Source organism: Albidovulum sediminis, from assembly GCF_025380365.1.
In the GTDB taxonomy this organism is placed as follows: Bacteria; Pseudomonadota; Alphaproteobacteria; order Rhodobacterales; family Rhodobacteraceae; genus Albidovulum; species Albidovulum sediminis.
Map to the genome: position 1 here is coordinate 1,889,267 of NZ_JAOCQF010000001.1, position 26,611 is coordinate 1,915,877.

The window sequence follows — 26,611 nt, forward strand, 5'->3', positions numbered from 1 at the left end:
TTCTACCGCTCCCTCGTTTCGGGGCAGCCGGACTGAGTGAAAGACCTGGCTGCACGATCCGGCCGCAATCTCGCGGGCGGAGAACACAACAGGGAGTTAACGGATGGCCACCGGCACCGTGAAATGGTTCAACACGACGAAGGGCTATGGCTTCATCGCCCCCGACGATGGCGGGAAGGACATCTTCGTCCACATCTCCGCGGTCGAGCGGGCGGGGCTGAAGTCGCTGAACGACAACCAGAAGGTTTCCTACGAGCTTCAGTCGGGCCGCGACGGACGGTCCTCGGCGTCGGACCTCAAACTGATCTGAGGCGCGCGAACGCCCTTGCGACGGCCCGCACCCCGCGGGCCGTTTTCATTTGAGCACCCGCGCCCTGACCGCGTCCGTCCAGCCAAGGATCAGCGCCCCGTCCACGTCGATCACCGGTCGCTTCATCAGCGTCGGATGCGCGGCCAGAAGGGCGGCGGGGCCAGCCGCGCGGGCGGTGTCGTCAAGCCCGCGCCAGGTGGTCGAGGCACGGTTGACAAGGCCATCGCCGAGGGCGGCAAGGAAGCGGGAAATATCTGCCGTATCAAGGGGTTCCGAACGAACGTCGCGGAAGGTGACGGGCCGGCCGGCGGCCGCTATTTCCTTCATCGCCTCGCGGCAGGTGTCGCAGGTGGGGATGCCGTAAAGGATCATGCGCAGGCTTTCGTCGTCATGGCGACGGCCATAGCAGCCGCCCCCCGGCCCGGCAAGCGCCGCCGAGCCGCAGCCTTTGTTCACGATCCCGTGATCGCGTGATCCGGACGGTCGCCCCGCCCGTAATCCACCTGTCGGACACAACGACGACATCCATAGGGGGTAGACATGAAGACGACATTCACGATCCTGACCGCGGGCCTTCTGGCCGTTGCCGCGCCGGCTTTCGCCGACAGCAACAAGGACGCGGCGCAGAACATGGCGGCGGCGCTGAAGGGCGGCGGCGGGGGCAACAACTCCCCGATCAAGGACGCGCTGGGGCTCGAGGGCAATGGCGGCGTGGCCAGCTATGTCTCGGGCGGCGGCAATGGCGGCTGGGGCAACGTCGGCAGCGGTCTGGTGGGCGACCAGGTTTCCAAGCGCAACAAGTAAGGGCCCCTGCCCCGACGCGGCCCCGCCACCACCCGGCGGGGCCTTTTTCCTGCGCCTCAGAACTCCTCCTCGACGATCCGGTATTCCCCGTCGCGGAGAATCTTCATCACGCCCCGGTCCTTGCGGTAATCGTCGGCCAGACGCTCACACCCTGTGAGGACCAGGACGGCAAGGGGGAGGAGGGCGGCGAGGGTGCGCATTTCGGTAACCTCGTTGGAAACATCCACTGCCGGACGAGCGGAGCCAGGCCTCACCCCCAGACCCCCTCGAACTCCCGCCACTCGCCCTTGCTCATGCCGGAGGTTTCCTGCGTCACGACCTCTCCCGCCAGGCGACGTTTCAGCACCTCGATCGCCTTGCCCGACAGCGTCGCGCCACCAAGCCGGTAATCCTCGAAGGCGCCGTAGGCGAGCGGCACCCAGTCCTTGACGATCTGGCACATCACCTCGGCATAGGCCCTGATCTCGTACTGGGCGTGCGCGTCGGCGCGCAGGCGCAGGAAGTGGAAGAGGTTGTGCAGGTCCACCTTCCAGTACCATTGCGTGTAGACGTTGGCGGGCAGGTTCATGCGGGCCAGTTCGCGCGCGAGGCCCTTTTGCCCCTCCTGGCTCAGCATCCCCTCGTAGTGGTCGTAGGCGCGCATCGCATCCTCGCGCAGGATGTCGAGGACGCGCGCTGCCTCCTCCCCCTCCAGCAGTTCGCCGCGGCCCTGGTTGTTGACGGTCGACTGCGCGGCCAGGTGTTCCGGCGCGGGAATGTAGAATTCCCGGTCGAGGATGGAGTAGCGGGCGGAGTATTCGTTCACGTTGGCGGTGCGGTGGCGGATCCACTGGCGGGCGACGAAAACCGGCAGCTTGACGTGGAACTTGACCTCGCACATCTCGAACGGGGTGGAGTGCCAGTGCCGCATCAGGTAGCGGATCAGGCCTTCGTCGTTCGAAACCGCCTTGGTGCCGCGCCCGTAGGAGACGCGGGCGGCCTGGGTGATGGCGGCATCGTCGCCCATGTAGTCGATGACGCGGACCAGCCCGTGGTCGAGCACCGGATGGGCGAGGTAGAGGCGCCGCTCCATCCCTTCCGACACGGCGCGCAGCGTGGGGCGCGTCTGGCTGCGGGCCTCGGCGATCTCGGCTTCCTGTTCGGGGGTGAGGGTCATGGGGTGCCTCCGCTTCTTCGAATCGAAGACCACCTTATATTGTTGTCCCCGCGCGGGACACCGCCACGGAATGTGTGCGACGATTTTTTCCCGATGGCTTGGCAATCGGGCGCGCGGTGCTAGTCTGGGGTCAGGAAAGGCAGGGAAAGATGACGATCCGATATCTGCACACGATGGTCCGCGTGCTGGACCTTGAAAAGTCGATGGCGTTCTATGCGCTTCTCGGGCTGAAGGAGACGCGGCGCTGGGACAATGAGGGCGGGCGCTTCACCCTTGTCTTCATGGCGCCGCCGGGGCAGGAGGACTGCCCGGTGGAACTGACCTGGAACTGGGACGGCGACCCTGGCCTGCCGTCGGACAGCCGGCACTTCGGGCATCTCGCCTATGAGGTGGACGATATCCATGCCACCTGCGCGCACCTGATGGCGAACGGGGTGACGATCAACCGGCCGCCGCGCGACGGGCGCATGGCCTTCGTCCGCTCGCCCGACAACATCTCGGTCGAGCTTTTGCAGAAGGGCGCGGCGAAGGCGCCGGCGGAACCTTGGGTCAGCATGGCAAACACCGGGCACTGGTAGCGGCGGCGGCGCTGGCGCTTTGGGCGGGGCCTGGCTGGGGTGCCTGCCGGTTGGCCCTTGCGCTCGGCTTCGACGTGTCGCGTTCGGTCGACGCCGAGGACTACGCGATCCAGAGCGACGGCATCCTCGCGGCCCTGGCTGCGCCTGAGATCGTCAAGGCGCTGCTGGGCTCGGATGACCATGTGGCGCTGGCGGTCTACGAATGGTCCGGGCAAGGGGCGCAAAGCCTGGTCGTCGGCTGGACTCCGGTCCGCAGCCAGGCCGACATTGACGGGATTTCGGCGCGGGTCGCCGCCCACACCCGGTCCGAGGACAAGCTGCCCACGGCATTGGGCGAGGCGTTGGACTTCGGCGCCGATCTTCTGGACCAAGCGGGGGAGTGCGCGGCGAGCACGCTCGACATCTCGGGCGACGGGCGCAACAATGCCGGCGAGGGACCGGAGCGGGTGCGGGAGCGGCGCGGCCTGGACGGTATCCTCGTCAACGGGCTGGCGATCGGCGGGCATGAATCCGACATCGCCGTCTATTACAGCCAGCGCCTGATCCATGGGCAGGGTGCCTTCGTCGAGGTAGCGCGGGTGCATGCGGATTTTCCCCGCGCCTTCCGGCGCAAGCTGGAACGAGAGTTGACCGAACAGCTTCTGGGCAAGGTCGCGCCGGGGGGCGGGGCGGGATGAAGACGCTGGCAGCCTTGGTTGCGCTTCTGGCAACGCCCGCGGCGGCGGATTGCCGGCTGGCGCTGGCCCTTGGCCTTGACGTGTCCTCTTCGGTCGACGCGCAGGAATACGCGTTGCAGCGCGACGGGCTGGCTGCGGCGCTTCTGTCGCCCGAGGTCAAGCGCGCGCTTTTTTACACGCCGGACCAATGGGTTGCACTTGCAGTTTATGAATGGAGCGGCCGCTGGCAGCAGGCGCTGATCCTGGACTGGACCGACCTTCGGGACGAGAGCCGCCTGACCGAGGCGGCCGAAAGGATCGCCGGGACCAGCCGCAGCTATCGCGACTACCCGACCGCGCTTGGCGCGGCGCTTGGCTTTGGCGCAGTCCTTCTGGACCGCGCCCCCGACTGCGAGCGCCGGACGCTCGACATATCGGGCGACGGGGTCAACAACGAGGCGTTCGCCCCCTCGGACGCCTATCGCGCCTTTCCGTTCGGCGACACGGTGGTGAACGGGCTGGTCATCACCGGATCGGACCCCGAGGTGGCGGGGTTCTACCTGTCGCAGGTCTTGCGCGGACAAGGGGCCTTTCTGGAAAGGGCCGGCGACTTCAGCGACTTCGAGGCGGCGATGACGCGCAAGCTGGAACGAGAGATCGGCTTTGCCGTCATCGGGGCGATGTCACCACTGCCTCCGGACCGGTGACCTGGCCCCGCGGTCACGCTCAGCCGCCCCACCCCGCGAGGATGAGCATGCCCCAGGCGATCAGCCCGAGGCCCGCCATGCGTCCGAGTGCCGCGCCGGACGGAACCAGCTTCTCGACCGCGACAAGGACGGCAAGGGCCACGATCCAGTACAGGTTCATGACCCCGCCGACGAACAGCAGCACCATCAGGAAGCCGCAGCAGCCGAGGCAGAAGGCGCCGTGCACCACGCCCATCCGGAAGGCGCCCGCGACGCCGGGGCGCATGTGGCGGGTCAGGAACTCGGCGGGCGAACGGCATCGACCAAGGCACGCCTGCTTGAAGCGCGAGAACTGGTAGACCCCGGCCGCGATCAGCACGAGCGCCCCCGGCACCGTGCCGAGCAAAGTCATCATGCCTGCCGAGACGAGCCCTGCCGCCTCGAGCGCCCACTGCGCAGCGGCGGCCAGAACCGAGAATCCGGCCCAGGCGGACAGGTAGCCGGTCAGAAATGCGGGCGACGCCCTGCGCAGGCGCGGCGAAGACGCGCTTCGCCGCAGCAACGCGGCGTGAAGCAGGACGGTGGGGGCGGCGCTGGGCAGCATCATGGCGATCATCATCACCCACCACATCAGGAAGACGAGCGTCGCGTAGCCCGCCGTCCACGCACCCGGCGGCGTGGCGCCCGGCATGTCCGGCATGGATCGCATGGCGGTCATGTCGAGTGCCGTCATCGGCATGCCCGGCCCCAGCACGGTATAGACCGAGGCGACAAGGAAAAGCACGCCGATCAGCGCGGCCAGGAGCCGCCCTTCGTGGCGCAGAAGCCTCTCCATACCTCCGGGTGTCGACGTCACCTCAGCCCCGCGCTTCCGGCGGCGATCACGCCCTTGCCGGAACCACACCCTTGTCGGAGAGATGGATCTCGGCCAGGTGGGTGTGAGTATCCCGGTTCGCGGGCAGGTCGATTGCACCACTCGTGCGGGTCGTCGCCTTCGCGATCTCGGCCACGCGGAACTCGAACCCGTTCGGCAGGTTGATGCGGGCGTGATGCTCGGCCCCGGTGACGGGGTTCCGAAGCGGCTCCGCCGTCGTCTCGAGGACGCCGGGAATGCGGATGCTGCCGGTGCGGGCGGCGACGTCGATCGCCATCTCGATCGGCTTGTACAGCGTCTCCAGCTTGTTCGGCGACATCGCGGAGAAGACCCACCACATCGTCGCCATGTCTTCGGTATCCGCGCCCGTCATGATCCGTTCGAGCGCGGCACGCTGTGCGGGGCTTGCGCGTTCGTCGATGATGATCTGCATGGTGCCGTTGCCCTCATGGATCGGACCCGGCCACTTGACCACCATCGCGGTCCGCGTACCGGCAAGATCCACGTCGCCGTGGCGGCCCGAGTCGAACTCGAACCCCGCCGCGGCCTCGCAGTTTCCGTGGGTGGGCAGCGACATAAACTGGCACGGGCATCCCGGCGCGCAATTGCAGTTGCCAAGCTCCCGGCCATGCAGTTCCCAACTGGTCATGACATAGCCTCCCCTGTCACTTTAAAGCCAAATCCTACCACGGATCGCAGCGTTCCGGGCAACAATGCGACCCCGACGGCCACGAACCACGCGCGCTGCGCGAATTCCGGACACCGTCCCATCCGCAGGACACGAAAATCGCGCCGAATCCTGCCCGGTTCGGGCCCCAGATGCCGGTGCCGGGGCGACTCAGTGGCGGCGCGCGCCGGATGTTCCCGGAGAAGGGAGCACCTGGCGCGCACGCCTCGGTCAGTAGATGTAGCGGATCTGATCGGTCCAGTAGCGTTCCAGCCGCTTCAGCGTCAGGTTCGTCTCCTCCGCCATCAGACGCGCGATCAGGCCGCGCGCCTCCATCGTTTCGGCGTGGCGGCGGAACAGCGCGGCGACGATGTCGCGAACCTCCGCCCCACGCTCGGTCAGCCGCACCCGGACCGACCTTCGGTCCACGAGGGAGCGTTCATGGTGCATGAAGCCGCCCTCCACCAGCTTGCGCAGGTTGTAGCTGACGTTGGAGCCCTGGTAGTAGCCGCGCGACTTCAGTTCGCCCGCGGTCACCTCCGCCCCGCCGATGTTGAAGATCAGGAGCGCCTGCACGGCGTTGACTTCCGGGATGCCGAGACGCTCGAATTCGTCCTTGATCAGGTCGAGAAGCAGCCGGTGCAGGCGTTCGACCAGTCCCAGAGTTTCGAGATAACCGGAAAGAAAGCCCGCCTGCGGCGTCTCCTGCATGGCTGCGTGAATCGTCATCCTGGCCTCCGCCGTCACCGCAATCGGGCAGAGACTGGCGGCAAAAGCCGAAATAACTGTTAAAACCGTAAAGGCTCAGCGCGCGGCGGCGTGGCGGCTGCGCAGGAAGGCGGCGACCTCTGCGATCAGCTCCGCATGCGCCGCCGGAGCGGGCATCGCCCCGGTCACCCAAGGGTAGAGATCCTGGTCGTTCTCGGAGAGAAGCGCCTCGTATCGCTCCAGCGTCTCGGGCGTCATCGCGGCAAGGCGGGCATCGGCGAAGGGGCCGAGGATCAGGTCCATCTCCTTCGTGCCGCGCCGCCATGACCGCATGGACAGACGCTTGAGCCGCGCCGCATCCGGCGCGCTCATGCCGCACGCCCGGCGATCAGCCGCTCCACCCGCGCCTCGAGCGCGGCGATGCGGCCCCGCATGCGGTCAGCGTCGCGGTGCAGGCCGCGCAGATCGCCAAGAAGCCGGGGCAGGTCGGCGCGCGTTTCCGCGTCGGGCGAGGCAACGCCCGGCCCCTCGCCGGTCAGAAGCCACATGATCGACACGCCGAACATGCCCGCAATCATCTGGAGCCGGTTGGCGCGCGGTTCGCGCACGTCGTCTTCCCACTCTCGCACGGTCCTGCGGCGGACGCCAAGGCGATTGGCGAACTCCTCCTGCGTCATCCCCTGCGCCTCGCGCGCGGCGGCCAGTCGATCGCCGAAAGTGGCGATATGGTCCGAATACCAGCTGTCATCGGTGACGTCGGGCATGGTTTCTCCTTTCGTTGCCGCTTGATCAGGTCAGGGGGTCAGCCTATGACATGACCCCGGCAATTACAAACCGGAGAACCGCCATGGCCTTCCTGTCCGACACGCTGGCGCGCGTCAAACCCTCGCCCACCATCGCGGTGACGACCAAGGCGCAGCAGTTGAAGGCCGAGGGCAAGGACGTGATCGGCCTTGGCGCCGGAGAGCCCGATTTCGACACGCCGCAGAACATAAAGGACGCGGCCAAGCGCGCGATCGACGCGGGGAAGACGAAATACACCGCCGTCGACGGCATCCCGGAACTGAAAGCCGCGATCTGCCGCAAGTTCGAGCGTGAGAACGGGCTGAAGTATACCCCAGCGCAGATCACCGTCGGCACCGGCGGCAAGCAGATCCTCTACAACGCGCTGATGGCGACCTGCAATCCGGGCGACGAGGTGATCATTCCCGCGCCCTACTGGGTGAGCTATCCCGACATGGTGCTGCTGGCCGGCGGCACGCCGGTGACGGTGGAATGCGGGATCGAGAGCGATTTCAAGCTGACGGCGGAAAAGCTGGAAGCCGCGATCACGCCAAAGACGAAGTGGTTCATCTTCAACAGCCCCTCGAACCCGACCGGCGCGGGCTACTCGGCGGCGGAATTGAAGGCGCTGACCGACGTGCTGATGCGCCATCCGCATGTCTGGATCATGTCGGACGACATGTACGAACACCTCGTCTTCGACGACTTCCGGTTCGCCACCCCGGCCGAGGTGGAGCCGGGCCTTTACGACCGCACGCTGACCTGCAACGGCGTGTCGAAAGCCTATGCGATGACGGGCTGGCGGATCGGCTATGCGGGCGGGCCGGTCGCGCTCATCAAGGCGATGGGCACGATCCAGTCGCAATCGACATCGAACCCCTGTTCGGTGGCGCAATACGCCGCGGTGGAGGCGCTGGACGGGCCGCAGGACTTTCTGGCGGAGAACCGCAAGACCTTCCAGCGCCGCCGCGATCTGGTCGTGTCGATGCTGAACCAGGCGAAGGGCATCAAGTGCCCGCGTCCCGAAGGCGCCTTCTACGTCTACCCCGACATTTCGGGCTGCATTGGCAAGACCTCGGCCGGCGGCCGTGCGATCGGCAATGACGAGGATTTCGCGACCGCGCTTCTGGAAGAAACCGGGGTCGCCGTCGTCTTCGGGGCGGCTTTCGGCGTGTCGCCGAACTTCCGCGTCAGCTACGCGACTTCGGACGCGGCGCTGGAGGAAGCGTGCCGCCGCATCCAGACCTTCTGCGCCGGGCTTCGGTAAGGCGAAGGCGCGCGGCGGTTTTGACAGCGCCGCGCGCCCTGCATAGTGTTGGCGAAGAACCGGGCGGGTGCGATGACAGATTTGCCGGACTACTATTTCCGCATCCGCGAGAATGGCGCCGCGGTGTTCCGGATCGATACCGCAAATCGCCAGCGCCGGATCGAGATGGACCAGATCGCGGTCGTCAACGTCAAGACCGGCGATATCCGCCCGCACGGGGGCCGGACGCTCTCGCAGGCCGATCTGCAGGCGATCGGCGACTGGCTCGCCCGGCGGCAGGACCTTCTGGCCGCGCGTGAAACCGACGACATCCTGCGTCTGGCCGACCAGATGAACCAGGTGGCGCACTGGGTTCAGTCCAAGGCGACCGAGGCGCAGGTCGCGGCGGTCTCGGACGCGCTGCTTCTGGCCATGCACGACTTGCGCGGCGTCCTTGTGCGCAAGCAGGCGGGCCGCCCAGATGCGCCGGAGGCGGAAGCGGGCTGAGACCCGCCCGCCGTCAATCTTCCGGGTTCAGGCGGGCGTGCCGCTGGTGGGCGCGCCGGGCTTGTCGGCAAGCCAGAGGCCGCGCCAGAACCGCAGCATCAGAAGGGATGCGGCGCAGACCAGCCCGACCACGAGGCCCAGCCAGAGGCCCACGCCGCCCATCCCGGCCTTGAAGGCCAGCAGATAGCTTGTCGGGATGCCGATCAGCCAGTAGCTGACCGAGGCGATGATCATCGGCGCGCGGGTGTCATGCACCCCGCGCAGCAGGCCAAGCCCCATGACCTGCGTCGCATCCGCCACCTGGAAAAGCGCGGCCACCGCCAGAAGCGCGGTGCCATAGGCCACGATGTCCCCCGCCTGCGGGTTCGAGGGATCCAGGAACAACTCGATCAGCGGCACCGGGAAGGCCAGGAACACGGCCACGACGACCACGCCGAAGACAAGCGACATCGCCATCGCCGTCGCGGCCCCGTCGCGCAGGCCGCGCACGTCGCCCTGTCCGTAGGCGCGGCCGATGCGGACGGTCGCGGCATTGGACAGGCCGAGGTGGACCATGAACGCGATCGCGGCCAGTTCCAGCGCAATCCCGTGCGAGGCAAGCTCGACCGCGCCGATCCAGCCCATCATGATCGCAGTCGCCGTGAACAGGCCGCTTTCGAACAGCCCGGTCAGCCCGATCGGCCAGCCCAGGCGGAAGACCTGCGCCATGGCTGGCGGGTCCGGCCGCCAGAAGCGGCGGAAGATGCGATAGGGCGCCAGCACCGGGTGACGGGCGGCATAGGCCACCAGCACCGCCAGCGTGAGGATCTGGGTTGCGACCGATGCAAGTGCGGCGCCCTGCACGCCCAGTTCCGGCGCGCCCCAGTTGCCGAAGATCAGCATCCAGTTCAGCACGATGTTCAGCCCCACCCCCGCCAGCGTGGCCCAAAGCACGATCCCCGCCCGCTCGAACGCCGACAGGAAGCTTTTCAGCACCATGATCAGAAGTGCCGGAATCATGCCGAAGCCCGCGGTGCGCAGGTAGTCCTGCCCCAGTCGCGCCACCTCGGGTTCCTGTCCAAGCGCGGCCAGCACCTTCCCGGACCAGAATGTCAGCGGCAGCACGCAAAGGCCGAACAGCACCGAAAGCCACATGCCCATGCGGGTATCGCGGCGCACGCGGGTTTCGTCCCCGCGCCCGAGCGCGGAGGCGACAAGCGGCGTGACCGCCAGCGCGAACCCCGACCCGAGGATGAAGATGATGAAGAAGGTCGACGAGCCCAGGACAACCGCGGCGAGTTCGGCGGTGCCATACCAGCCCAGCATCACCGTGTCGGTCACATGCAACGTCATCTGCGCAAGGTTGGAGCCTATGAGGGGCAACCCCAGCACCCAGAGCGCCCGTGCATGGGCAGAATATGACATCCTGTCGCGCATCCACCAGCAGTATCGCCGCGCATGGACAAGGTCCATACCCGGCGTGGCGCCGGTAACGCCATCCGCCTCAGAGCGCGATGACGCGCCCCGGCGCCACCAGCGCCAGACGATCCACCTGCCCGCGCAGGCGGGCATGAACCTCTGCAATGCCAGGATCGCCGCTTGCGACCGGTTCCATCCCGGCATGATCTGCAATGCGTTGCATCGCGCGGTTGGACTTGCGGAAAAAGAAGAAAAGGTCCGCGAACCCGCGCCGGCGCCCCTCGTCCAGGGCCCGGTCGACCAGGGCCTGGCCGATACCCGCGTGGCGGTGGCCCTCGTCCACCGAAAGCGCGATCTCCGCAGCGCCCGCCATATCCGGGCGGCGATAGACCTCCGCCACACCGATCACCGCCCCGTCTTCGAGCGCGTCGATGACGATCTCGGGCGCGGCGGTCGCGGCATAGCGTTCGACCTGCGCGTCCGAGACCCAGGCGAAGAAGCGGTTCACGCGGGAATCCGGCCCGAGGCCGAGGAGATGCACCTTCAGGCGGTCACGCCAGCCGGGCTCGGCGGGCGAATGGGCGACAAGACGGATCGCGGCCATGGCGGGCCCTCATGCAGACGCCGCGATGCTGCGGCGCAGCATGAGAATGGGGCCGGTCTGCGCCGCAAACCAGCCCCCCGCGCGCAGCACAGCCATGCGCGCCGTGCATCCCGGAACCGTCAGCGCTTGCTGCGACGCAGGTTCGGATGCAGCGAGGTGCCGAGGATGTGGTCAGCGTGATAGACGACATGGCTCGCCCGCCCGACGATCAGGGGGTCGGGTGCGGTGACGACCGAAAGATCCTTGTCGGGGTAGTCGAGCGAGGACAGGAAGTGCTTCATGCAGTTCAGCCGCGCTCGCTTCTTGTCGTTCGACTTCACGATGACCCAGGGCGCGTCGGCGGTGTCGGTGTAGAAGAACATCGCCTCCTTCGCCTCGGTGTAGTCGTCCCACTTGTCGAGCGACGCCTTGTCGATCGGGCTCAGCTTCCACATCTTCAGGGGATCGGTCTCGCGCGATTCAAAGCGGCGGCGCTGCTCCTCCCGGGTGACGGAAAACCAGTACTTGTAAAGCCTTATGCCGGATCGCACCAGCATCCGCTCGACCTCGGGCGCCTGGCGCATGAATTCGAGGTATTCGGTCGGCGTGCAGAAACCCATCACCCGTTCGACCCCGGCGCGGTTGTACCATGACCGGTCGTAGAAGACCATTTCGCCGCTTGTCGGCAGGTGCTGGATGTAGCGCTGGAAGAACCACTGGCCCTTTTCGACGTCCGAGGGCTTGTTGAGCGCAACGACGCGCGCAAAGCGGGGATTCAGGTGTTCCATGAACCGCTTGATGGTGCCGCCCTTGCCGGCGGCGTCCCGCCCCTCGAAGAGGATGACGAACTTCTGCCCCGTCTCCTGCGCCCAGATCTGCACCTTGAGAAGCTCGGTCTGGAGCTTGGCCTTTTCGGCCTCATAGGCCCTGGTCGCGAGCTGATGGGAATAGGGATACCTGCCGGTTTCGAAGGCGTGGCGGATCGCATCCGCATCGACGACGGGGAAGGTGCTTGGCCCCTTCGCCCGCTCCTCGGGCTTCGCCGCCGCGGGCTCGGCGGTGACGCCCTCCGGCGCCGCCGGCATCTGGGCATCCGCATCGACGGTTGCGTGTTCGCTGGTCAGGGCAGAAACGGCCCGCGTGCTTTCCGACATGTCCTCTCCCTCCGGTTTTCACTGGCAGGGTGAGTCTCGTGCGGTTTACGCAGCCGCACCATGATGCGTGTCAAATAACATTCCGGCGGGGAAGAAAAATTTACCGCTTTCGCGCGGAGGGCACAGCCGGTAGCGATGGGCAACCCAATCGGAGAGATCCCATGCTTCGCCTTCACGGTGTCTATCGGTCCCGCGCCGCCCGCAACATCTGGCTTCTCGAGGAAATCGGCGTGCCTTACGAGCATGTGCCGGTGGTCCAGCGCTACCGCCTGACCGACGAACAGGCGCAGGTGCATCCGCACACGCAGACCGACGCCTTCAAGGCGCTGTCGCCCGCGGCGGCCGTCCCGGTGCTGGAGGACGGCGACCTTGTCCTGTCGGAATCCATGGCGATCAACCTTCACCTTGCCCGCGCCTACGGCGGCGACCTTGGCCCGCGCGACGCGCGCGAACTGGCGCAGATGGAGCAATGGTCCTTCTACGCGCTTTCCGGGGTCGAACCGTTGACGCTTGACGTTCTCTATGCCGACCAGACGACCGAGGCCGGGCGCGCGCAGGTCGCGGCGGGCGCGGAAAAGCTGCGCCGCCCGCTGGCCGTGGTGGACGGCGCGCTGAAGGCCACCGGCTGGCTGGTCGGCGGGCGCCTGACCGTGGCCGATATCAACATGGCCGAGGTCGTGCGCTACGCCATGCCCGCGCCGGGCCTGATCGCCGGGTTTCCCGCCGTGGCGGCCTGGATCGGCAAGCTGCACGCGCGGCCCGCGTTCCAGCGGATGTGGCATGCTCGCGAGGCCGAGGCCCTGTGACCCGGTGGCCCGGCCCGGCCTTGCCCGGCGGGTCAGGCCGGCTTGCGCGCGATGAAGTCGATCAGCGCGGATCGCCCGGAATGGCCGCGCCCCTCGTCCACGTCGGCGTCGAAATCGGCCGCGCGCAGGACGTCCCACCCCGCGAAGGCGTCGTGCAGAAGGTCGAGCGTATACATGTTTTCCCGGTGCGGCGGCCCGCCGGTGCCGTAGCCGACCTGACGCGGCGCGTAGCCATGGAGCAGCAGCAGGCCGCCCGGCGCCAGCGCCCCGCCGATGCGCGCAAATAGAGTTTCGCGTTCGTCAGGACCGACGAACTGGATGAAGATGCCCGCGACCACGTCGAAGCGGCGCGACCAGTCCCATCCGTCTAGGTCGTTCAGGTGGAACTCCACCGCCACGCCCTGCGCGGCGGCCAGCCTGCGCGCCTTGGCCACGGCATTGGGCGCGGGATCGAAGGCGGTGACGGTCAGGCCCTGACCGGCCAACCAGACCGAATTGCGCCCCTCGCCGTCGGCAATGGCAAGGACCGTCTGCCCCGCGTGCAGAAAGGGTGCCGCGCGGCGCAGGAAATCGGCCGGCTCCGTCCCGAACAGGTAGTCATCGCCTGCGTAGCGATCATTCCACATCTCGCGCTCCCTTGTGTCCCGACCTTCCGCACCATCCATATTTCGTGCGGACCGCGTCCGGATCAAGCCCCGACCGCTTGCCCCCGGTCCGCCTGCGTGGTCTAATCCGCGGCCAACCAGAACGAAGAGCAGTGCCATGCCGAACGACCTTCTGTCCGCGCGGGCGGACGACTACAATGCCCATTCGATCGAAGTGCTCGAGGGGCTGGAACCGGTGCGCAAGCGGCCGGGGATGTATATCGGCGGCACCGACGAACGCGCGCTCCATCACCTTGTCGCCGAGATTCTCGACAACTCGATGGACGAGGCGGTGGCAGGCCACGCCACCCGGATCGAGGTGGAACTGCACGCCGATTTCGCCGTCACCATCCGCGACAACGGCCGCGGCATCCCCATCGACCCGCATCCGAAGTTCCCCGGCAAGTCGGCGCTGGAGGTGATCCTCTGCACGCTCCACGCGGGCGGCAAGTTCTCCGGCAAGGCCTATGAGACCTCGGGCGGCCTGCACGGCGTCGGGGCATCGGTGGTCAACGCCCTGTCGGATTCGCTGGTGGTGGAAGTCGCGCGGAACCGGGAGCTGTTCGAGCAGCGGTTTTCGCGCGGCATCCCGCTTGGCCCCGTCCGCAAGATCGGCCCCGCCCCGAACCGCCGCGGCACCTCCGTCACCTTCCACGCGGACGAGGAGATTTTCGGCCACCACCGCTTCAAGCCTGCGCGGCTGCTGAAGATGGTGCGCTCCAAGGCCTATCTCTTTTCGGGCGTGGAGATTCGCTGGAAATCCGCCATCGACGACGGCGAGACACCGGCCGAGGCCACCTTTCACTTCCCCGGCGGTCTGGCCGACTATCTGGGCGAAAGCCTGAACGGATCGACGACCTATGCCGACCGCCCGTTCGCGGGCAAGGTCGGCTTCCAGGACAAGTACGGCGAGCCGGGCAGCGTCGAGTGGGCGATCAACTGGACGCCCTCGCGCGACGGCTTCATCCAGTCCTACTGCAACACCGTACCCACGCCCGAGGGCGGCACGCACGAGGCGGGATTCTGGGCGGCGATCCTCAAGGGTATCCGGGCCTACGGCGATCTGGTCAGGAACCGCAAGGCGGAGATGATCACCCGCGACGACCTGATCGCGGGGGGCTGCGCGCTGGTCAGCTGCTTCATCCGTGAACCTCAATTCGTCGGCCAGACCAAGGATCGCCTGTCGACCGAGGCCGCCGCGCGGATGACCGAGGGCGCGGTCCGCGACCATTTCGACAACTGGCTGGCGGCGGACACGAAGTCGGCAGGTGCGATCCTCGACTTCCTCGTGCTGCGCGCCGAGGAACGCCTGCGCCGTCGGCAGGAGAAGGAGACGGCGCGCAAGACAGCCACCAAGAAGCTGCGCCTGCCCGGCAAGCTTGTCGACTGTTCGGCCACCAACCGCGAGGGGACGGAGCTTTTCATCGTCGAAGGCGATTCGGCCGGGGGCAGCGCCAAGATGGCGCGCGACCGGGCGACGCAGGCGCTGTTGCCCCTGCGCGGCAAGATCCTGAACGTCCTTGGCGCGGCCTCCTCCAAGATGGGCCAGAACCAGGAGATCAACGACCTTTGCCAGGCGCTCGGCTGCGGCACGGGGACGAAGTTCAACGTCGACGACCTGCGCTACGACAAGGTCATCATCATGACCGACGCCGACGTGGACGGGGCGCATATCGCCAGCCTTCTCATGACCTTCTTCTTCACCCAGATGCGGCCGATGATCGACAAGGGGCACCTCTACCTCGCCTGCCCGCCGCTCTACCGGCTGACGCAGGGCGCGCGCCGCATCTACGTCGCGGATGATGCGGAGAAGGAGCGGATGCTGGCCACCGGCCTGGGCGGCAAGGGCAAGATCGACGTGCAACGCTTCAAGGGCCTGGGGGAGATGGACGCCAAGGACCTGAAGGACACCACCATGAACCCCGCGACCCGCAAGCTGATCCGGGTCTCGATCGACGAGGACGAACCGGGCGAGACCTCCGACCTGGTGGAGCGCCTGATGGGCAAGAAGCCCGAACTGCGGTTCCAGTACATTTCGGAGAACGCGCGGTTCGTGGAGGAGTTGGATGTTTGAATGAACTTATGAACGAGTCGCAACAGAAATGCACGACCTGCGCGAAAGACATTCCGAGCGGGGCAAAGAAGTGCACTCATTGCAATAGTTATCAAGGCTATAGACGACATCTGGACTTCGGGAACGCGTCAATTGCATTGTTAATTGGGCTTTTGGGCATATTGACAACCTTGCCCAACACGGTCGCCGGCCTAGTTGGTATCGCGAATAAAATCATGACACCCAGCTATGAAGTCCAAGTCATTGACCTTAACGAGAAATTCATTAGAATTCTCGTTTCGAACAACGGAGCCTCGGATCTGCTTTTGAGCTCAATAGAATGCATGATGTTTTTTCCTATCGACCAAAGCACGCCATGGCGTAATTCACTTAAAGCGTTTTCGGATAGTAATATGGATGAGCAGCCCTGGCTCAGCCATGAAGAAACAATTAATCCGGTAGTTATTAGCTATGAGCAAGAGCCGGATTTGGTGAAATCTGGCGAAACCAAAGTGAGCTCGGTACCTTTTAGTCACGCGTTCATTGCTGTCGCAGATAGCGACTCCCCAGACCGGGTGCCAAGCATCTGCGCGATAGATTTCTCCGGGAGCATCCAGAAAGACAAAGTATCCACATTAGATATTCACTATTCGAAGTACCGCAATATCGACCTTCGGAAGATCATTTCTGAGGCTGAAATATTGCAAAGCTCTGGAATTTCCCGTGACGAGCTGCTTGAAAAACTAAAAGGTTATTAGGACCGCTGACACCAATGCAAGCAAGCGCTCTACAATAGGCCGGTAAATGCATGAAATTGCCGGCCACGCGAATGCATAGTCGATCGCTTTCTGTCCTTCTCCGCAAAGTCCTTGCCGCCCGATTTGTCCCGCGACAAATCGGGCCGCGCCTGCCTGCCCCCGGCAGGCGCGTTACCGCGCCCGCCCAGGCAGACGCGTCCCGATTACGGGCGAATGGCGATAGCGGATAGCCCCTTGCCCTTCGGCTTGCGCCTCCGGGCAATCGGACCTGCCGAAGGTCCACTGGACCTTCGGCCAACGGTCCTCTGAAGCGCCTACCTCACCCGCCAGGCCTGGGTGCGGCTCAGGATCCGCCGTGACGCGAGCGCGTGCAGCACCCTTGCGGTCGCGTTGGTGTAGAAGATCATCATGCCCATGGCGGCGGCAGGGGCGATGTCGCCCGCGTCGTCCATGTTGAGGACGGCGACGGAGGCGAGCGCGGTGTGGGTGGAATAGAGGAACACCACCGCCGAGACCGTCGTCATCGCGTTGACGAACATGTAGATCGAGATATCGAGGATCGCGGGCAGGCAGACCGGCACGGTGACGCGGGCAAAAAGCCTCCAGAACGGCTGGCGCAGCGAGGAGGCGACCGGCTCGAACTCGGCGTCGATCTGCTTCAGCGCGGTCAGCGCGGTCAGGTGGCCCACGGTGTAGAAGTGCGTGACGGTCGACACGACAAGGATCGTCATCGTGCCGTAGATCGGGTTCAGCGGATTGGCGGGGTCGTTGAAGAAGAAGATGTAGGCCAGGCCCAGCACCATCCCCGGAATCGCCATCGGCAGCATGGCAAGGAACTGGAACGCGGCGCGGCCCGTCCGGAAGCCGTCGATCTTCTCGACCATGTAGGCGCCGGTGAAGATGATCGCGGTGCCGATCACGGCGGTCAGCGCGGCCAGTTCCAGCGAATTCCAGTAGGCCCCCCAGCCGCCTCCGTCCATCCGGTTGAACTCGTAGTTCCTGAGCGAGAAGGTCAGGTCGTAGGGCCAGTAGTTGATCAGCGCCGCGAACTGGCAAACGCCGATGATCCCGGCGATGAAGACGCCCATGACCGCGCACCACGCCAGCATGGCAAGGTCGAAGCGGCGGTCGGGCCTCGGCTGATAGGGAACGGAGCGGGCGGAGAGGAGCGAGACCTGTTTCTTCTGCACCTGTCGGTCGACGATGAAGGCGATGACGGCGGGGATCAGCAGGACGACGGAGACGACGGCCCCCATCTCGAAATTCTGCTGGCCGATCACCTGCTTGTAGATGTCGATGGCAAGCACGTTGTATTGCCCGCCGATCACCTTGGGCAGGCCGAAGTCGGTGATGACAAGAGTGAAGGTCACGAAGGCGGCCGAGATCAGGCCATAGCGCGCGCCGGGGATCGTCACCGTCCAGAAGGTCCGCCACTTCGAGGCGCGCAGGGATTCGGCCGCCTCGTACTGCCGCTGGTCGGAGATCGAAAGCGCGGTCGAGATGATGATCAGCGCGTGCGGGAAGGTAAAGAAGACCGACCCGATGACGATGCCGAGCGGGCCGTAGATCGTCTGGCCGAAAAGCAGGCCCTTCAGGAAGCCCTGGTTGCCGAACATGTAGATCAAGGCGATCCCGGGCAGGAGCGAGGGAACGAGGATCGGCATCATCGCGATCAGCCGGAAGGTGCCCTTGTAGGGCATGCAGGAGCGGTTCAGCGCATAGGCGAAGCCGAAGGCGAACAGGACCGTCAGCACCGTCGAGATCGTCGCGATGAAAAGAGAGTTCTCGATCGAGGAGAAGAGCGCGGGGTTGGAGAAGTATTCGACGTAGTTCTGAAGCCCCGTGGTGGTGACAGGGCGCAGGTTCACGCGGCGGAAGGTGTTGCTGTCCAGCTCCCGCCACTCGGTCGAGTTCTGCAGGTCCAGCCCGACGAGATAGGGCGCGTTGTCGGTGGTGCCGCGGATGCGGTACTTGACCGGACTGCGGAAGCTGAAGTCGGGGAAGAGTTCCGTGACGGCGAGGCGCCCGTCGGAGCTTGAGCGCAGGTCGTCAGGGCCGAACCGGCCCAACTGTTCGTTCAGGGTGGCCGCGCTGACCGGATCGCCCCAGACGGTGCCGCTGTCGTCGCTGACCTGGAATTCGTAGCGCGAGAGGTCGAAGCCGTAGGTGACGAAGCTTTTCGACAGCATCGCGTACAGCGGCAGGGCAAGGGCCGCGATGAGGTAAAGCGCGATAACCGCCATGAAGGCGCGCTTGATCCAGCCGTCGCTGTCGATCCTGAGCCGGACTGCACGGCCGGCGGGAAGTCCGGCCGCCTCAGCCATGCTCGTCCCCCCGCGGAAAGACCAGAACCCGCTCGGCGGGCAGTTCCACGGTCATCTCCGCCCCGGTTCCCAGGCCAAGCCGCCGCACCGCGTTCATCGAGAAGTTGGCGACGAGCGGCGTGCCGCCCAGCGCGGGGCTGGTCAGATGGGTGCGCCAGTAAGAGCCAAGGAACTCCATCGCCCCGATGCGGACGTTGAGGTGGTTGGGCCGGGGCTCCGCCTCGTGTCCGACGGCGTGCGGCAGCACGTCCTCGGGGCGCACCGCAAGGGTGACGGGGGCGCCATCGGCAAAGCCCGCGGCCCGGGTCTGAAGCACGGCTTCGCCCAGCGTGACGGCGCCGGCGGAATAGGTCGTGGCGACGCGGTTCGTCTCGCCGATGAAGTCGGCGACGAAAAGTGTGGCGGGGTGGCGGTAGATCTCGGTCGGCGTGCCGATCTGCTCGATCACGCCATGGTTCATGACCACGATCCGGTCGGCCATCGACAGCGCCTCTTCCTGGTCATGGGTCACCATGATGGTGGTCACGCCCAACTTGCGCTGAAGTTCCTTGATCTCGTGGCGAAGGTGGACGCGCACCTTGGCATCGAGCGCCGAAAGCGGTTCGTCGAGAAGCAGAAGCCCGGGGTTGATCGCGATCGCACGGGCCAGCGCGATCCGCTGCTGCTGCCCGCCCGAAAGCTGGGCGGGGTACTTCTTCGCCTGATCCGGCAGCCCGACCAGCGCCAGCAACTCTGCCACCCGCGCGGCGATCTCGGCCTTGGGCCGCCGGGTGTTCTCAAGTCCGAAGGCGATGTTCCGCTCCACCGTCAGGTTAGGGAACAGCGCGTAGGACTGGAAGACAATGCCGTAGTCGCGCTGCGAGGCGGGCAGGCCCGACACGTCGCGCCCGCCCTGACGGATGGTGCCGCGCGATTGCGGGTCGAGCCCGGCGATGGCGCGCAGAAGCGTGGTCTTGCCGCAGCCCGACGGCCCGAGAAAGCAGATGAATTCGCCACGTGCAATGTCGAGGGAGACATCGCGAAGGGCAACGAAGTCGCCAAAGGCTTTCCAGAGCCCTTCGATCTTGAGGTAGGACGGATCGGCCGCGGCAGGTGCCGGCCCCTCCGCTGTGAGTTCGGTCATGCGTGTCATCCGGTGGGGTCAGCGCAGGAAAAGGGGCGCCGCGATCGCGGCACCCCGGCAAGCGGGGTTCGAGGGCTCAGCCCTTCGGTTCCGACTTGGCGTCGTAGCGCTTGGACCATTCCGCCAGGATCGCCTCGCGGTTGTTGGCGGCCCATTCGAAGTCGTTGTCGATCATCTTCTCCGGAATGTTGGCCGGGAAATGCTCCACCGGCTTGGCGATGCCGGGGATGCCCACGACGGCATAGCCGACGTTGTACATCTCCATCGCCTTCTGCGTGATCGACCAGTCGACCAGCGCCTGCGCCGCCTCGGGGCTGTCGGTTCCCGCGACGATGGCGGTCGCCTCCATGTCCCAGCCGATGCCTTCCTCGGGGATGATGATCTCGACCGGCGCGCCGGCGGCCTTTTCCTTGGCGCCGCGGAAGGCGAAGGAGACGCCCATCACGGTTTCACCCGCCGCCGCCATCTTGCAGGGCTTCGAGCCGGAGTGGGTATAGGCCGCGATGTTGTTGTGCAGCGCGTCCATGTAGGCCCAGCCGCCCTCTTCGCCCATCATCTGCAGCCAGCTTGAGACATCGAGGAACCCGGTGCCCGAAGAGGCCGGGTTCGGCATCACCACATGGCCCGCATATTCAGGCTTCGTCAGGTCCGCCCAGCTTGTTGGCGGGGTCAGGCCCAGCTTCTCGCCCTCGACCGTGTTGTAGCAGATGGCGGCCACCCAGGCGTCCATGCCGACCCAGGAGGGGGGCGTGTCGCTGTCGCGGAACTTCGGGTCGAGCGCATCGAGCCCTGCCGGCGCATAAGGCTCCAGCATGCCCTCGGTCTTGAGCACCAGAAGCGAGGTCGCGGCCAGGCCCCAGATCACGTCGGCCTGAGGATTGTTCTTTTCTGCCAGAAGCTTGGCGGTGATGACGCCGGTGGAATCTCGCACCCAGTTCACCTTGATGTCGGGATGATCCTCGTTGAACGTGGCGGCGTAACGCTCAAGATCCTCCGCCTCGATCGCCGTATAGACCGTCAGTTCGGTCTGCGCCCGAACCGCCGTGGTGCCGAGTGCCAGTGCCAGTGCGCCGAGTGTGAGTAGCTTCGATGTCGTCATGTTTTTCCCCAGTGTTGGCCAGTCAGTCTTCACTGCATGAGAGCCCGTTGGCGCCAGCGGCGTGTCAGGCTTCGTTAACGTCGGTATCCTGCCAATATGACACCCCGGTGAAACCGGAAGGCGTTCGGCAGGTCCCGGACTGAATTCTGCGGATCGAACAACAATAAGTAAAATCTATTTATCTTATATATACATCGAAATCATAGATGGGATGTTCTCCGCCGTCCGGCCTCGTCCGGGTGCAGGCGACGTGCCAGCCAGGCGAAAGGACGTTCGTCGGGAACGATCCGTCAGCCGCGTTCATCGGCAATCGCCCGGGCGACGATCGAAAGGGCACGGTCGAGGTCGTCCTGCGCGATGGTCAGCGGCGGCGACAACGTCAGCACCGACCCCGCGCTGATCTTGAAACTCAGCCCCGCCTCGAGACAGCGGTAGTAGATCCGCTCCGCCGCCGCCCTGTCCGGCGCCCGCGTCGAGCGGTCGGCCACGATCTCGACCCCGAACATCAGGCCCCGGCCCCGGATGTCGCCGACGCTGGCGCTGCCGCCGACCGTCTCGCTCAGCCGCTCCTGCGCATGGCGGCCAAGCTGCGCAGCGCGCTCCACCAGCCCCTCGTCCCGGATCACCGCCAGCGTTTCCAGCGCCGCGCGCGCGGTCACCGGGTTCTTCTCGTGGGTGTAGTGACCGATGGCGAAATCGCCGCAGACATCGAGATCGCGGCGCGCCACCACCGCGGCGATGGGCAGGATGCCGCCACCCAGCGCCTTGCCCAGCGTGACGATGTCGGGGACCACCTCGTCATGCTCGAAGGCGAACATGCGGCCGGTCTTGCCAAGCCCGGTCGGGATCTCGTCCATGATGAGCAGCGCGCCATGCCGGTTGCAGGCAGCGCGCACCGCCGCCCAGAACCCCGGCGGCGGCACGACAGGCACCGCGCGCATCGGCTCCGCGATTACCGCGGCCACGTCGCCCTCGCGCTCCAGCACGAACTCCACCATCCGCGCGCAGGCAAGGCCGCAGGCCTCCGGGCCGGGGTGGCCATAGGCACAGCGATAGCAGTTGAAGGGCGCCACATGTTCGGCCCCGGGCAGGAGCGGCCCCGCGATGTGACTGCGGAACGTGGCCTCGCCCCCCACGCTCGACGCACCGAAGCCCGCGCCGTGGAACGCATCCCAGAAGCTCAGCGTCTTGAACCGCCCCGTAGCCGCGCGCGCGATCCTCAGCGCCACCTCGTTCGCGTCCGACCCGCCCGTGGTGAACAGCACCTTGCCAAGATCGCCCGGTGCGAGCGCGCCCAGCGCCTCGGCCAGTTCTACCGACACCTCGTTGGTGAAGCGGCGGGGCGAGAAGCTCAGGCTGTCAAGCTGTGCCTTGATCGCGGCCACCACGCGCGGATGGCCGTAACCGATATGATGGACCGAGTTGCCGTGAAAATCCATGTAGCGCCGCCCGGCGGTATCCTCGATCCAGATCCCCTCGGCCTTCGCGATGGTCGAGACGCAGGGCGAGGACAGCGACTGGTGCAGGAAGGCGCCAGCATCGCGCGCGAGAAGATCGCGGGTTGCGGCATCGGGATGGCGCGCCGCCCAGGCCGCCCGCGCCTGAGAGGTGTTGGACTCGCCTTCGGTATGGGTGATCACGCCCGCCCCCTTCTTCTTTTTTCAAATATCCCCGCCGGAGGCTCCGACGCCCGCCGCCCGCGCTACCGCGGCCAAGGAAGCGAATAGGTTTTCACATTGGTGAAGAACTTCATCGCCTCGGTCACGCCTTCCTTCACGCCGTTGCCTGAATCCTTGATGCCGCCGAAGGGCGATGTCTCGATCCGGTAGCCCGGCTGTTCCCAGATGTTCACCGTGCCGACGTCCAGCCCCTCAATATAGGCCTGCATGCGGCGGAAATCGTTGGTGCAGACGCCCGAGGACAGGCCGAAGGGCGTGCCGTTCGAGATTCGCATCACCGCGGCGTCGTCATCGGGCACGCGGACGATGGGGACGATCGGCCCGAAGGTCTCCTCCATCACCAGTTCGCTGTCGTGAGGCACATGGTCCACCACGATGGGGGGCAGCAGCGCGCCCCGGCGGCCGGGATCATAGAGCACCTTCGCGCCCTGAGCCTCGGCCATGTAGACGCGTTTCTCGAAGAGTTCCGCCGCCCGTGCGCTGATCACGCAGCCAAGCTCGGTCGCGGGGTCCATCGGATCGCCGAACTTCAGCGCCTTCGCCTTCGCCAGCACCATGGGGACGAAGCGGTCGGCCACGCTTTCCTGCACGAGGATGCGCTTGATCGCGGTGCAGCGCTGACCGGAGTTTCCGGTCGCGCCCGCAACCGCGATGGTGGCAGCCTTCTCCAGGTCGGCCTCGTCGAGGTCGTTCAGCACGATCAGCGGATCATTCCCGCCCAGTTCCAGCGCCTGGCGCTTGTAGACGGCCTTGGCGGCGATCATCTTGCCGACCGGCACCCCGCCGGTGAAGGTGATGATGTCGATGTTGGGGTTGGTGATCATCTCGTCGCCGATGTCGGCAGGCAGGCCGGTGACCACCTGCAACATCTCGGGCGGCAGTCCCGCCTCGTAAAGGATATCGGCGAGCGTCAGTGCCGTCAGCGGCGTCAGTTCGGTCGGCTTCACCACCATGCAGTTGTTGGTGGCGATGGACGGCGCCACCTTGTGGCTGACCATGTTCAGCGGATGATTGAAGGGCGTGATCGCCGAGATTGCCCGCACCGGCTCACGCTTGGTGTAGATCTTGCGATCCTTGCCGTTGTGGGTCAGGTCGCAGGAGAAGATCTGCCCGTCGTCCTGCAACGCCTGCGCGGCGGCGAAGGTGTAGACGTCTTGCGCGCGCTTCGTCTCGTAAACCGCGTGCTGCCAGCAGATGCCAAGCTCCAGCACCAGCCATTTCGCCAGATAGTCGCGCCGCTCTCCGATCAGTTCGCCCGCGCGTTTCAGGATCTGGCTGCGCTCGTAGCGGCTGAGCCGGGACCGATAATTCGCGGCAATCTCGAAGGCGCGGGCGGCATGTTCGGCGGTTCCAGCCGGCACCGTGCCCACCACCTCGCCGGTGTAGGGATAGCGGACCTCGATCACCCGATCGGTAAAGACCTTCTCGCCGCCGATGCGCATGCCTTCGTGGCGGATGTCGCGCGTCGTCATGTCTGCGTCCCTCATCGTCAGAGTGCTGCTGCGGTGCAGGCGTAGAGGAAGGCGTCGAAGTTCCTCAGGACCGGCGCGCCGGGCAGGTCGATCCTGCGGTTGACGATGAAGGGTACCTCCTGCTCCGTCAGGCCGCCATGGCTGCGCAGGGGCTCCTTCAGCGCGGCAAGGTCGTGGCGGTGGGCCGAGGTGCCGATGGTCATGTTCTCGCTCGAGATCATCACGATGTCACCGATCCGGTCGGCCGGCAGTTCGAACCGCGTCACCGCCTCCTCGCGCGTGACGACCAGCGTAATGCCGTCCACGTCGCGCAGGCGGGCCATGATGCCGGCCCGATCCGCGCCGGCGGGAAGGTAGGCCGTCGCGAACGACCCCAGCGCGCCGTGGTGGACGACGTAAGGATCGGTGATCGGCAGGATCACGCGGGCGGCGGCCTTGCCCAGCCAATCGTCCAGCAGGTCCTGAACGTAGATCACCGCCGGGCTGCCGTGGGCATTGTGCTTGGGCTTCATGCCGTGGTCGGCGGTGACCACGATGGCCGCGCCCAGCGCGTCGAGTTCGGCCAGATAGCGGTCGAACATCGCATAGAAATCCTTCGCGCCCTGCTCCTCGGGGGCGAACTTGTGCTGGATGTAGTCGGTCGTCGACAGATACATCACGTCCGGCTTCCATTCGCGCAAGAGCTTCACGCCGGCGGCGAAGACGAACTCCGAAAGGTCGGCCGAATAGACCTCGGGCACCGGCCTGCCCAGCCAGGCGGAGGCATTGTCGATCCCGTGTTCGGCCTTTGTCGTCGTGTCGGACCGTTCGGAGGAAAAAGCGATGGCGCGGTCTTCGTCGAACTTCAGCCCGGCGCCCAGCAGCGCCCTGAGCTTGTCCTTTGCCGTGACGACCGCGACCCGCGCGCCCGCCTCGTAGAACCGGGCAAAGACCGTCGGCGCGCGCAGGAAGCGGACGTCGTTCATCATCACCTCCTGCCCCGTCTCCGGCTCATAAAGGTAGTTGCCGCAGATGCCGTGCACGGCGGGCGGGCGCCCGGTGGCGATCGAGAGGTTGTTGGGGTTGGTGAAGGACGGGATGACCGAATGGGCCAGCCGGTCGGTCCCGGTCTCGCGCATCCGTTTCAGCGTCGGCATCAGCCCTTCGGCGATGGCAACGTCCAGATAGGCGGGCTCGCACCCGTCAAGGCAGATCGCAACGGCGGGCACTTTCGGCCAGGGATAGACGCGGTCGTTCGCCGTCACGGGGGCGCGGTTGATCATGTTCATCTTCAGTCCTTCCGTCGGAATTTCGGGGCCGCCTCAGGCGGCAAGCTTGGCGCGTTCGGCGATGGCTGCCTCGGGCGGGGCGGCAGAGGCGACGCCCATTTCGGCCAGGGCCTCTTTCGCGGCCTGCACCACCTTGCGCATCACATGTTCGTCCATCCGGCCGATGCAGCCGATGCGGAAACTGTCCACCACCGTCAGCTTGCCCGGATAGATGATGAACCCTTTCGCCTTCATCAGCTCGTAGAATCGCGCAAAGACGAAGTTCGGATCGGCGGGGCAGAAGAAGGTCACGATGATCGGCGACAGCCAGCGGTCCTTCAAAAGCGTCTCGAAGCCGATGGCGCGCATCCCCTCCACCATCACGTCGCGGTTACGGACGTAGCGGGCGCCCCGGGCCGCGACACCGCCTTCCTCCGCGTGCAGGCGCAGCGCCTCGAGGAACGCCGCGACGACATGGGTGGGCGGCGTGTAGCGCCACTGGCCGGTCTTTTCCATGTAGGCCCACTGCGCGTGCAGGTCGAGCGCGAGCGAGTGGCTGTTGCCCTTCGCCGCCTCAAGTTCCGACCGGCGCGCGACGACGAAGCCGAAGCCGGGCACGCCCTCGATGCACTTGTTGGCCGAGGACACCATCGCCTCATAGCGGATCCGGTTCACGTCGAGGTCGATCGCGCCGAAGGCGGACATGGAATCGATCAGGAGCTTGCGCCCCCGCGCATAGACCGCCTCGGAAATCTCGGCGACCGGGTTCAGGATGCCCGAAGAGGTTTCGCAGTGGATCGCGATCACATGGGTGATGCCCGGGTCGGCGTCGAGCGCGGCACCCACCTCGTCGCCCCGGGGGGGCATGTAGTCGCCCTTGTCGATCAGGGTATGGGCACGCCCGAGATAACGCATGGTTTCGGCCGCGCGCAGGCCATAGGCGCCGTTGGCCAGCACCAGCACCTTGCCGTCCCGCGCCACGAAGGTGCCCAGCATCGCCTCGACCGAGAACGAACCGGACCCCTGCATCGGAACGCAGACGAACTCCCCCCTTGTATCGCCGGCAAGGGCGACCAGTTGATCGCAGATCGACTTCGTCATTGCCCGGAAATCGGCGTCCCACGATCCCCAGTCCTTCAGCATCGCCTCCTTGGTCGAAAAGGCGGTGGTCAGCGGCCCGGGCGTCAGCAGGTAGGGTTCGCCGAGACGAGGAGCGGGAAAGGGTGCGGCGGAAGCGGGCATCGGGGGGTCCTGGGTTCAGGTTGTGGCCTGATCCCGTATCTCCCACGCGGCTTG

General features: G+C 66.0%; 29 protein-coding genes. 10 read left to right on the forward strand and 19 right to left on the reverse strand.

Annotated elements, in window-relative coordinates; genetic code table 11:
* The first annotated feature begins 103 nt into the window (after positions 1-103).
* On the forward strand, positions 104-310 hold the full coding sequence (locus tag N5I32_RS09300) for a cold-shock protein (RefSeq protein ID WP_261495156.1): 207 nt from the start codon (positions 104-106) through the stop codon (positions 308-310).
* Positions 311-355: 45 nt separating this feature from the next.
* On the opposite strand, the gene N5I32_RS09305 is transcribed toward N5I32_RS09300, so the two are convergent.
* Positions 356-766: an ArsC/Spx/MgsR family protein gene (locus tag N5I32_RS09305; protein WP_369414272.1), complete on the reverse strand. Its 411-nt coding sequence runs from the start codon at positions 764-766 to the stop codon at positions 356-358.
* A gap of 84 nt (positions 767-850) precedes the next feature.
* On the opposite strand from N5I32_RS09305, the gene N5I32_RS09310 reads away from it, so the two are divergent.
* Positions 851-1,114, forward strand: coding sequence for a hypothetical protein (locus N5I32_RS09310; RefSeq protein ID WP_261495158.1), 264 nt, complete (start codon positions 851-853; stop codon positions 1,112-1,114).
* 56 nt (positions 1,115-1,170) lie between these two features.
* Here N5I32_RS09310 and N5I32_RS09315 read toward each other — a convergent pair whose 3' ends face one another.
* Together N5I32_RS09315 and thyX are read right to left on the reverse strand one after the other, a co-directional pair.
* Positions 1,171-1,314 (reverse strand): hypothetical protein, encoded by a 144-nt coding sequence (locus tag N5I32_RS09315; RefSeq protein WP_261495159.1) that lies wholly within the window; start codon positions 1,312-1,314, stop codon positions 1,171-1,173.
* Positions 1,315-1,364: 50 nt separating this feature from the next.
* Complete coding sequence (gene thyX / locus N5I32_RS09320; RefSeq protein WP_261495161.1) at positions 1,365-2,270, reverse strand: FAD-dependent thymidylate synthase; 906 nt, start codon at positions 2,268-2,270, stop codon at positions 1,365-1,367.
* Positions 2,271-2,419: 149 nt separating this feature from the next.
* On the opposite strand from thyX, the gene N5I32_RS09325 reads away from it, so the two are divergent.
* Genes N5I32_RS09325 through N5I32_RS09335 form a run of 3 tightly spaced genes read left to right on the forward strand, consistent with a single transcriptional unit; the run spans position 2,420 to position 4,211 of the window.
* Positions 2,420-2,848, forward strand: coding sequence for a VOC family protein (locus N5I32_RS09325; RefSeq protein WP_261495162.1), 429 nt, complete (start codon positions 2,420-2,422; stop codon positions 2,846-2,848).
* Complete coding sequence (locus N5I32_RS09330; RefSeq protein ID WP_261495163.1) at positions 2,815-3,525, forward strand: DUF1194 domain-containing protein; 711 nt, start codon at positions 2,815-2,817, stop codon at positions 3,523-3,525. The genes N5I32_RS09325 and N5I32_RS09330 overlap by 34 nt, the downstream gene beginning before the upstream one ends.
* Complete coding sequence (locus N5I32_RS09335) at positions 3,522-4,211, forward strand: DUF1194 domain-containing protein (RefSeq protein WP_261495164.1); 690 nt, start codon at positions 3,522-3,524, stop codon at positions 4,209-4,211. The genes N5I32_RS09330 and N5I32_RS09335 overlap by 4 nt, the downstream gene beginning before the upstream one ends.
* Before the next feature lie 19 nt (positions 4,212-4,230).
* Here N5I32_RS09335 and N5I32_RS09340 read toward each other — a convergent pair whose 3' ends face one another.
* The 5 genes from N5I32_RS09340 to N5I32_RS09360 all read right to left on the reverse strand — a co-directional run bounded on the left by N5I32_RS09340 (position 4,231) and on the right by N5I32_RS09360 (position 7,203).
* Positions 4,231-5,025: a DUF2182 domain-containing protein gene (locus N5I32_RS09340; RefSeq protein WP_261495168.1), complete on the reverse strand. Its 795-nt coding sequence runs from the start codon at positions 5,023-5,025 to the stop codon at positions 4,231-4,233.
* Between the two features lie 46 nt (positions 5,026-5,071).
* The gene (locus N5I32_RS09345) at positions 5,072-5,713 is read right to left on the reverse strand and encodes a DUF1326 domain-containing protein (protein WP_261495170.1); all 642 of its coding nucleotides are present in this window, start codon (positions 5,711-5,713) and stop codon (positions 5,072-5,074) included.
* 249 nt (positions 5,714-5,962) lie between these two features.
* A complete protein-coding gene (locus N5I32_RS09350; protein ID WP_261495175.1) occupies positions 5,963-6,460 on the reverse strand; it encodes a winged helix DNA-binding protein in 498 nt (165 codons plus the stop codon).
* Between the two features lie 75 nt (positions 6,461-6,535).
* Positions 6,536-6,811, reverse strand: coding sequence for an FAD assembly factor SdhE (locus N5I32_RS09355; protein WP_261495177.1), 276 nt, complete (start codon positions 6,809-6,811; stop codon positions 6,536-6,538).
* On the reverse strand, positions 6,808-7,203 hold the full coding sequence (locus N5I32_RS09360) for a helix-turn-helix domain-containing protein (RefSeq protein ID WP_261495178.1): 396 nt from the start codon (positions 7,201-7,203) through the stop codon (positions 6,808-6,810). The genes N5I32_RS09355 and N5I32_RS09360 overlap by 4 nt, the downstream gene beginning before the upstream one ends.
* An 83-nt stretch (positions 7,204-7,286) precedes the next feature.
* On the opposite strand from N5I32_RS09360, the gene N5I32_RS09365 reads away from it, so the two are divergent.
* Positions 7,287-8,489 carry a pyridoxal phosphate-dependent aminotransferase gene (locus N5I32_RS09365; RefSeq protein WP_261495179.1) on the forward strand — a complete coding sequence of 401 codons (1,203 nt, stop codon included), beginning with the start codon at positions 7,287-7,289 and terminating at the stop codon, positions 8,487-8,489.
* A gap of 72 nt (positions 8,490-8,561) precedes the next feature.
* Positions 8,562-8,975, forward strand: a complete 414-nt coding sequence (locus N5I32_RS09370) for a hypothetical protein (protein WP_261495181.1) — start codon at positions 8,562-8,564, stop codon at positions 8,973-8,975.
* Positions 8,976-9,002: 27 nt separating this feature from the next.
* Here N5I32_RS09370 and N5I32_RS09375 read toward each other — a convergent pair whose 3' ends face one another.
* The 3 genes from N5I32_RS09375 to ppk2 all read right to left on the reverse strand — a co-directional run bounded on the left by N5I32_RS09375 (position 9,003) and on the right by ppk2 (position 12,110).
* The gene (locus N5I32_RS09375; protein WP_261495182.1) at positions 9,003-10,379 is read right to left on the reverse strand and encodes an MATE family efflux transporter; all 1,377 of its coding nucleotides are present in this window, start codon (positions 10,377-10,379) and stop codon (positions 9,003-9,005) included.
* A 79-nt stretch (positions 10,380-10,458) separates the two neighbouring features.
* Positions 10,459-10,977 carry a GNAT family N-acetyltransferase gene (locus N5I32_RS09380; RefSeq protein WP_261495183.1) on the reverse strand — a complete coding sequence of 173 codons (519 nt, stop codon included), beginning with the start codon at positions 10,975-10,977 and terminating at the stop codon, positions 10,459-10,461.
* Between the two features lie 119 nt (positions 10,978-11,096).
* A complete protein-coding gene (ppk2, locus tag N5I32_RS09385; RefSeq protein WP_439648182.1) occupies positions 11,097-12,110 on the reverse strand; it encodes a polyphosphate kinase 2 in 1,014 nt (337 codons plus the stop codon).
* Between the two features lie 161 nt (positions 12,111-12,271).
* Between ppk2 and N5I32_RS09390 the strand changes: the two genes are divergently transcribed.
* Positions 12,272-12,916: a glutathione S-transferase family protein gene (locus N5I32_RS09390; RefSeq protein WP_261495185.1), complete on the forward strand. Its 645-nt coding sequence runs from the start codon at positions 12,272-12,274 to the stop codon at positions 12,914-12,916.
* Between the two features lie 32 nt (positions 12,917-12,948).
* Here N5I32_RS09390 and N5I32_RS09395 read toward each other — a convergent pair whose 3' ends face one another.
* The gene (locus N5I32_RS09395; protein ID WP_261495186.1) at positions 12,949-13,542 is read right to left on the reverse strand and encodes an SAM-dependent methyltransferase; all 594 of its coding nucleotides are present in this window, start codon (positions 13,540-13,542) and stop codon (positions 12,949-12,951) included.
* A gap of 136 nt (positions 13,543-13,678) precedes the next feature.
* Here N5I32_RS09395 and parE point away from each other — a divergent pair, with 136 nt between their 5' ends.
* On the forward strand, positions 13,679-15,634 hold the full coding sequence (gene parE / locus N5I32_RS09400; protein ID WP_261495188.1) for a DNA topoisomerase IV subunit B: 1,956 nt from the start codon (positions 13,679-13,681) through the stop codon (positions 15,632-15,634).
* A 215-nt stretch (positions 15,635-15,849) separates the two neighbouring features.
* Entirely contained in the window at positions 15,850-16,371 is a 522-nt protein-coding gene (locus N5I32_RS09405; protein WP_261495190.1) for a hypothetical protein, read from the forward strand.
* 314 nt (positions 16,372-16,685) lie between these two features.
* On the opposite strand, the gene N5I32_RS09410 is transcribed toward N5I32_RS09405, so the two are convergent.
* The 7 genes from N5I32_RS09410 to N5I32_RS09440 form a co-directional block, all read right to left on the reverse strand.
* Complete coding sequence (locus N5I32_RS09410) at positions 16,686-18,695, reverse strand: putative 2-aminoethylphosphonate ABC transporter permease subunit (protein WP_261495191.1); 2,010 nt, start codon at positions 18,693-18,695, stop codon at positions 16,686-16,688.
* Entirely contained in the window at positions 18,688-19,818 is a 1,131-nt protein-coding gene (locus N5I32_RS09415) for a putative 2-aminoethylphosphonate ABC transporter ATP-binding protein (RefSeq protein WP_261495192.1), read from the reverse strand. The genes N5I32_RS09410 and N5I32_RS09415 overlap by 8 nt, the downstream gene beginning before the upstream one ends.
* Before the next feature lie 76 nt (positions 19,819-19,894).
* Complete coding sequence (locus tag N5I32_RS09420) at positions 19,895-20,917, reverse strand: putative 2-aminoethylphosphonate ABC transporter substrate-binding protein (protein ID WP_261495193.1); 1,023 nt, start codon at positions 20,915-20,917, stop codon at positions 19,895-19,897.
* A 290-nt stretch (positions 20,918-21,207) separates the two neighbouring features.
* Positions 21,208-22,557, reverse strand: coding sequence for a (R)-1-hydroxy-2-aminoethylphosphonate ammonia-lyase (pbfA, locus tag N5I32_RS09425; RefSeq protein ID WP_261495194.1), 1,350 nt, complete (start codon positions 22,555-22,557; stop codon positions 21,208-21,210).
* 62 nt (positions 22,558-22,619) lie between these two features.
* Positions 22,620-24,068 (reverse strand): phosphonoacetaldehyde dehydrogenase, encoded by a 1,449-nt coding sequence (gene phnY / locus N5I32_RS09430; RefSeq protein ID WP_261495201.1) that lies wholly within the window; start codon positions 24,066-24,068, stop codon positions 22,620-22,622.
* A gap of 17 nt (positions 24,069-24,085) precedes the next feature.
* The gene (gene phnA / locus N5I32_RS09435; RefSeq protein ID WP_261495202.1) at positions 24,086-25,336 is read right to left on the reverse strand and encodes a phosphonoacetate hydrolase; all 1,251 of its coding nucleotides are present in this window, start codon (positions 25,334-25,336) and stop codon (positions 24,086-24,088) included.
* Positions 25,337-25,369: 33 nt separating this feature from the next.
* Positions 25,370-26,557: a 2-aminoethylphosphonate--pyruvate transaminase gene (locus N5I32_RS09440; RefSeq protein ID WP_261495203.1), complete on the reverse strand. Its 1,188-nt coding sequence runs from the start codon at positions 26,555-26,557 to the stop codon at positions 25,370-25,372.
* Between the last annotated feature and the right edge of the window lie 54 nt (positions 26,558-26,611).

Bases quoted from the DNA above. Each gene is read 5' to 3' on its own strand.
- N5I32_RS09355 (WP_261495177.1), bottom strand. From the start codon at position 6,811: ATGAGCGCGCCGGATGCGGCGCGGCTCAAGCGTCTGTCCATGCGGTCA.
- N5I32_RS09420 (WP_261495193.1), bottom strand. From the start codon at position 20,917: ATGACGACATCGAAGCTACTCACACTCGGCGCACTGGCACTGGCACTC.
- N5I32_RS09310 (WP_261495158.1), top strand. From the start codon at position 851: ATGAAGACGACATTCACGATCCTGACCGCGGGCCTTCTGGCCGTTGCC.
- N5I32_RS09350 (WP_261495175.1), bottom strand. From the start codon at position 6,460: ATGACGATTCACGCAGCCATGCAGGAGACGCCGCAGGCGGGCTTTCTT.
- phnA (WP_261495202.1), bottom strand. From the start codon at position 25,336: ATGAACATGATCAACCGCGCCCCCGTGACGGCGAACGACCGCGTCTAT.
- N5I32_RS09395 (WP_261495186.1), bottom strand. From the start codon at position 13,542: ATGTGGAATGATCGCTACGCAGGCGATGACTACCTGTTCGGGACGGAG.
- N5I32_RS09345 (WP_261495170.1), bottom strand. From the start codon at position 5,713: ATGACCAGTTGGGAACTGCATGGCCGGGAGCTTGGCAACTGCAATTGC.
- N5I32_RS09440 (WP_261495203.1), bottom strand. From the start codon at position 26,557: ATGCCCGCTTCCGCCGCACCCTTTCCCGCTCCTCGTCTCGGCGAACCC.
- N5I32_RS09405 (WP_261495190.1), top strand. From the start codon at position 15,850: ATGACACCCAGCTATGAAGTCCAAGTCATTGACCTTAACGAGAAATTC.
- N5I32_RS09380 (WP_261495183.1), bottom strand. From the start codon at position 10,977: ATGGCCGCGATCCGTCTTGTCGCCCATTCGCCCGCCGAGCCCGGCTGG.
- N5I32_RS09325 (WP_261495162.1), top strand. From the start codon at position 2,420: ATGACGATCCGATATCTGCACACGATGGTCCGCGTGCTGGACCTTGAA.
- N5I32_RS09360 (WP_261495178.1), bottom strand. From the start codon at position 7,203: ATGCCCGACGTCACCGATGACAGCTGGTATTCGGACCATATCGCCACT.
- N5I32_RS09410 (WP_261495191.1), bottom strand. From the start codon at position 18,695: ATGGCTGAGGCGGCCGGACTTCCCGCCGGCCGTGCAGTCCGGCTCAGG.
- ppk2 (WP_439648182.1), bottom strand. From the start codon at position 12,110: ATGTCGGAAAGCACGCGGGCCGTTTCTGCCCTGACCAGCGAACACGCA.
- N5I32_RS09375 (WP_261495182.1), bottom strand. From the start codon at position 10,379: ATGTCATATTCTGCCCATGCACGGGCGCTCTGGGTGCTGGGGTTGCCC.
- N5I32_RS09370 (WP_261495181.1), top strand. From the start codon at position 8,562: ATGACAGATTTGCCGGACTACTATTTCCGCATCCGCGAGAATGGCGCC.
- N5I32_RS09390 (WP_261495185.1), top strand. From the start codon at position 12,272: ATGCTTCGCCTTCACGGTGTCTATCGGTCCCGCGCCGCCCGCAACATC.
- phnY (WP_261495201.1), bottom strand. From the start codon at position 24,068: ATGACGACGCGCGACATCCGCCACGAAGGCATGCGCATCGGCGGCGAG.
- N5I32_RS09335 (WP_261495164.1), top strand. From the start codon at position 3,522: ATGAAGACGCTGGCAGCCTTGGTTGCGCTTCTGGCAACGCCCGCGGCG.
- N5I32_RS09415 (WP_261495192.1), bottom strand. From the start codon at position 19,818: ATGACCGAACTCACAGCGGAGGGGCCGGCACCTGCCGCGGCCGATCCG.
- N5I32_RS09315 (WP_261495159.1), bottom strand. From the start codon at position 1,314: ATGCGCACCCTCGCCGCCCTCCTCCCCCTTGCCGTCCTGGTCCTCACA.
- N5I32_RS09365 (WP_261495179.1), top strand. From the start codon at position 7,287: ATGGCCTTCCTGTCCGACACGCTGGCGCGCGTCAAACCCTCGCCCACC.
- parE (WP_261495188.1), top strand. From the start codon at position 13,679: ATGCCGAACGACCTTCTGTCCGCGCGGGCGGACGACTACAATGCCCAT.
- N5I32_RS09340 (WP_261495168.1), bottom strand. From the start codon at position 5,025: ATGGAGAGGCTTCTGCGCCACGAAGGGCGGCTCCTGGCCGCGCTGATC.
- N5I32_RS09300 (WP_261495156.1), top strand. From the start codon at position 104: ATGGCCACCGGCACCGTGAAATGGTTCAACACGACGAAGGGCTATGGC.
- thyX (WP_261495161.1), bottom strand. From the start codon at position 2,270: ATGACCCTCACCCCCGAACAGGAAGCCGAGATCGCCGAGGCCCGCAGC.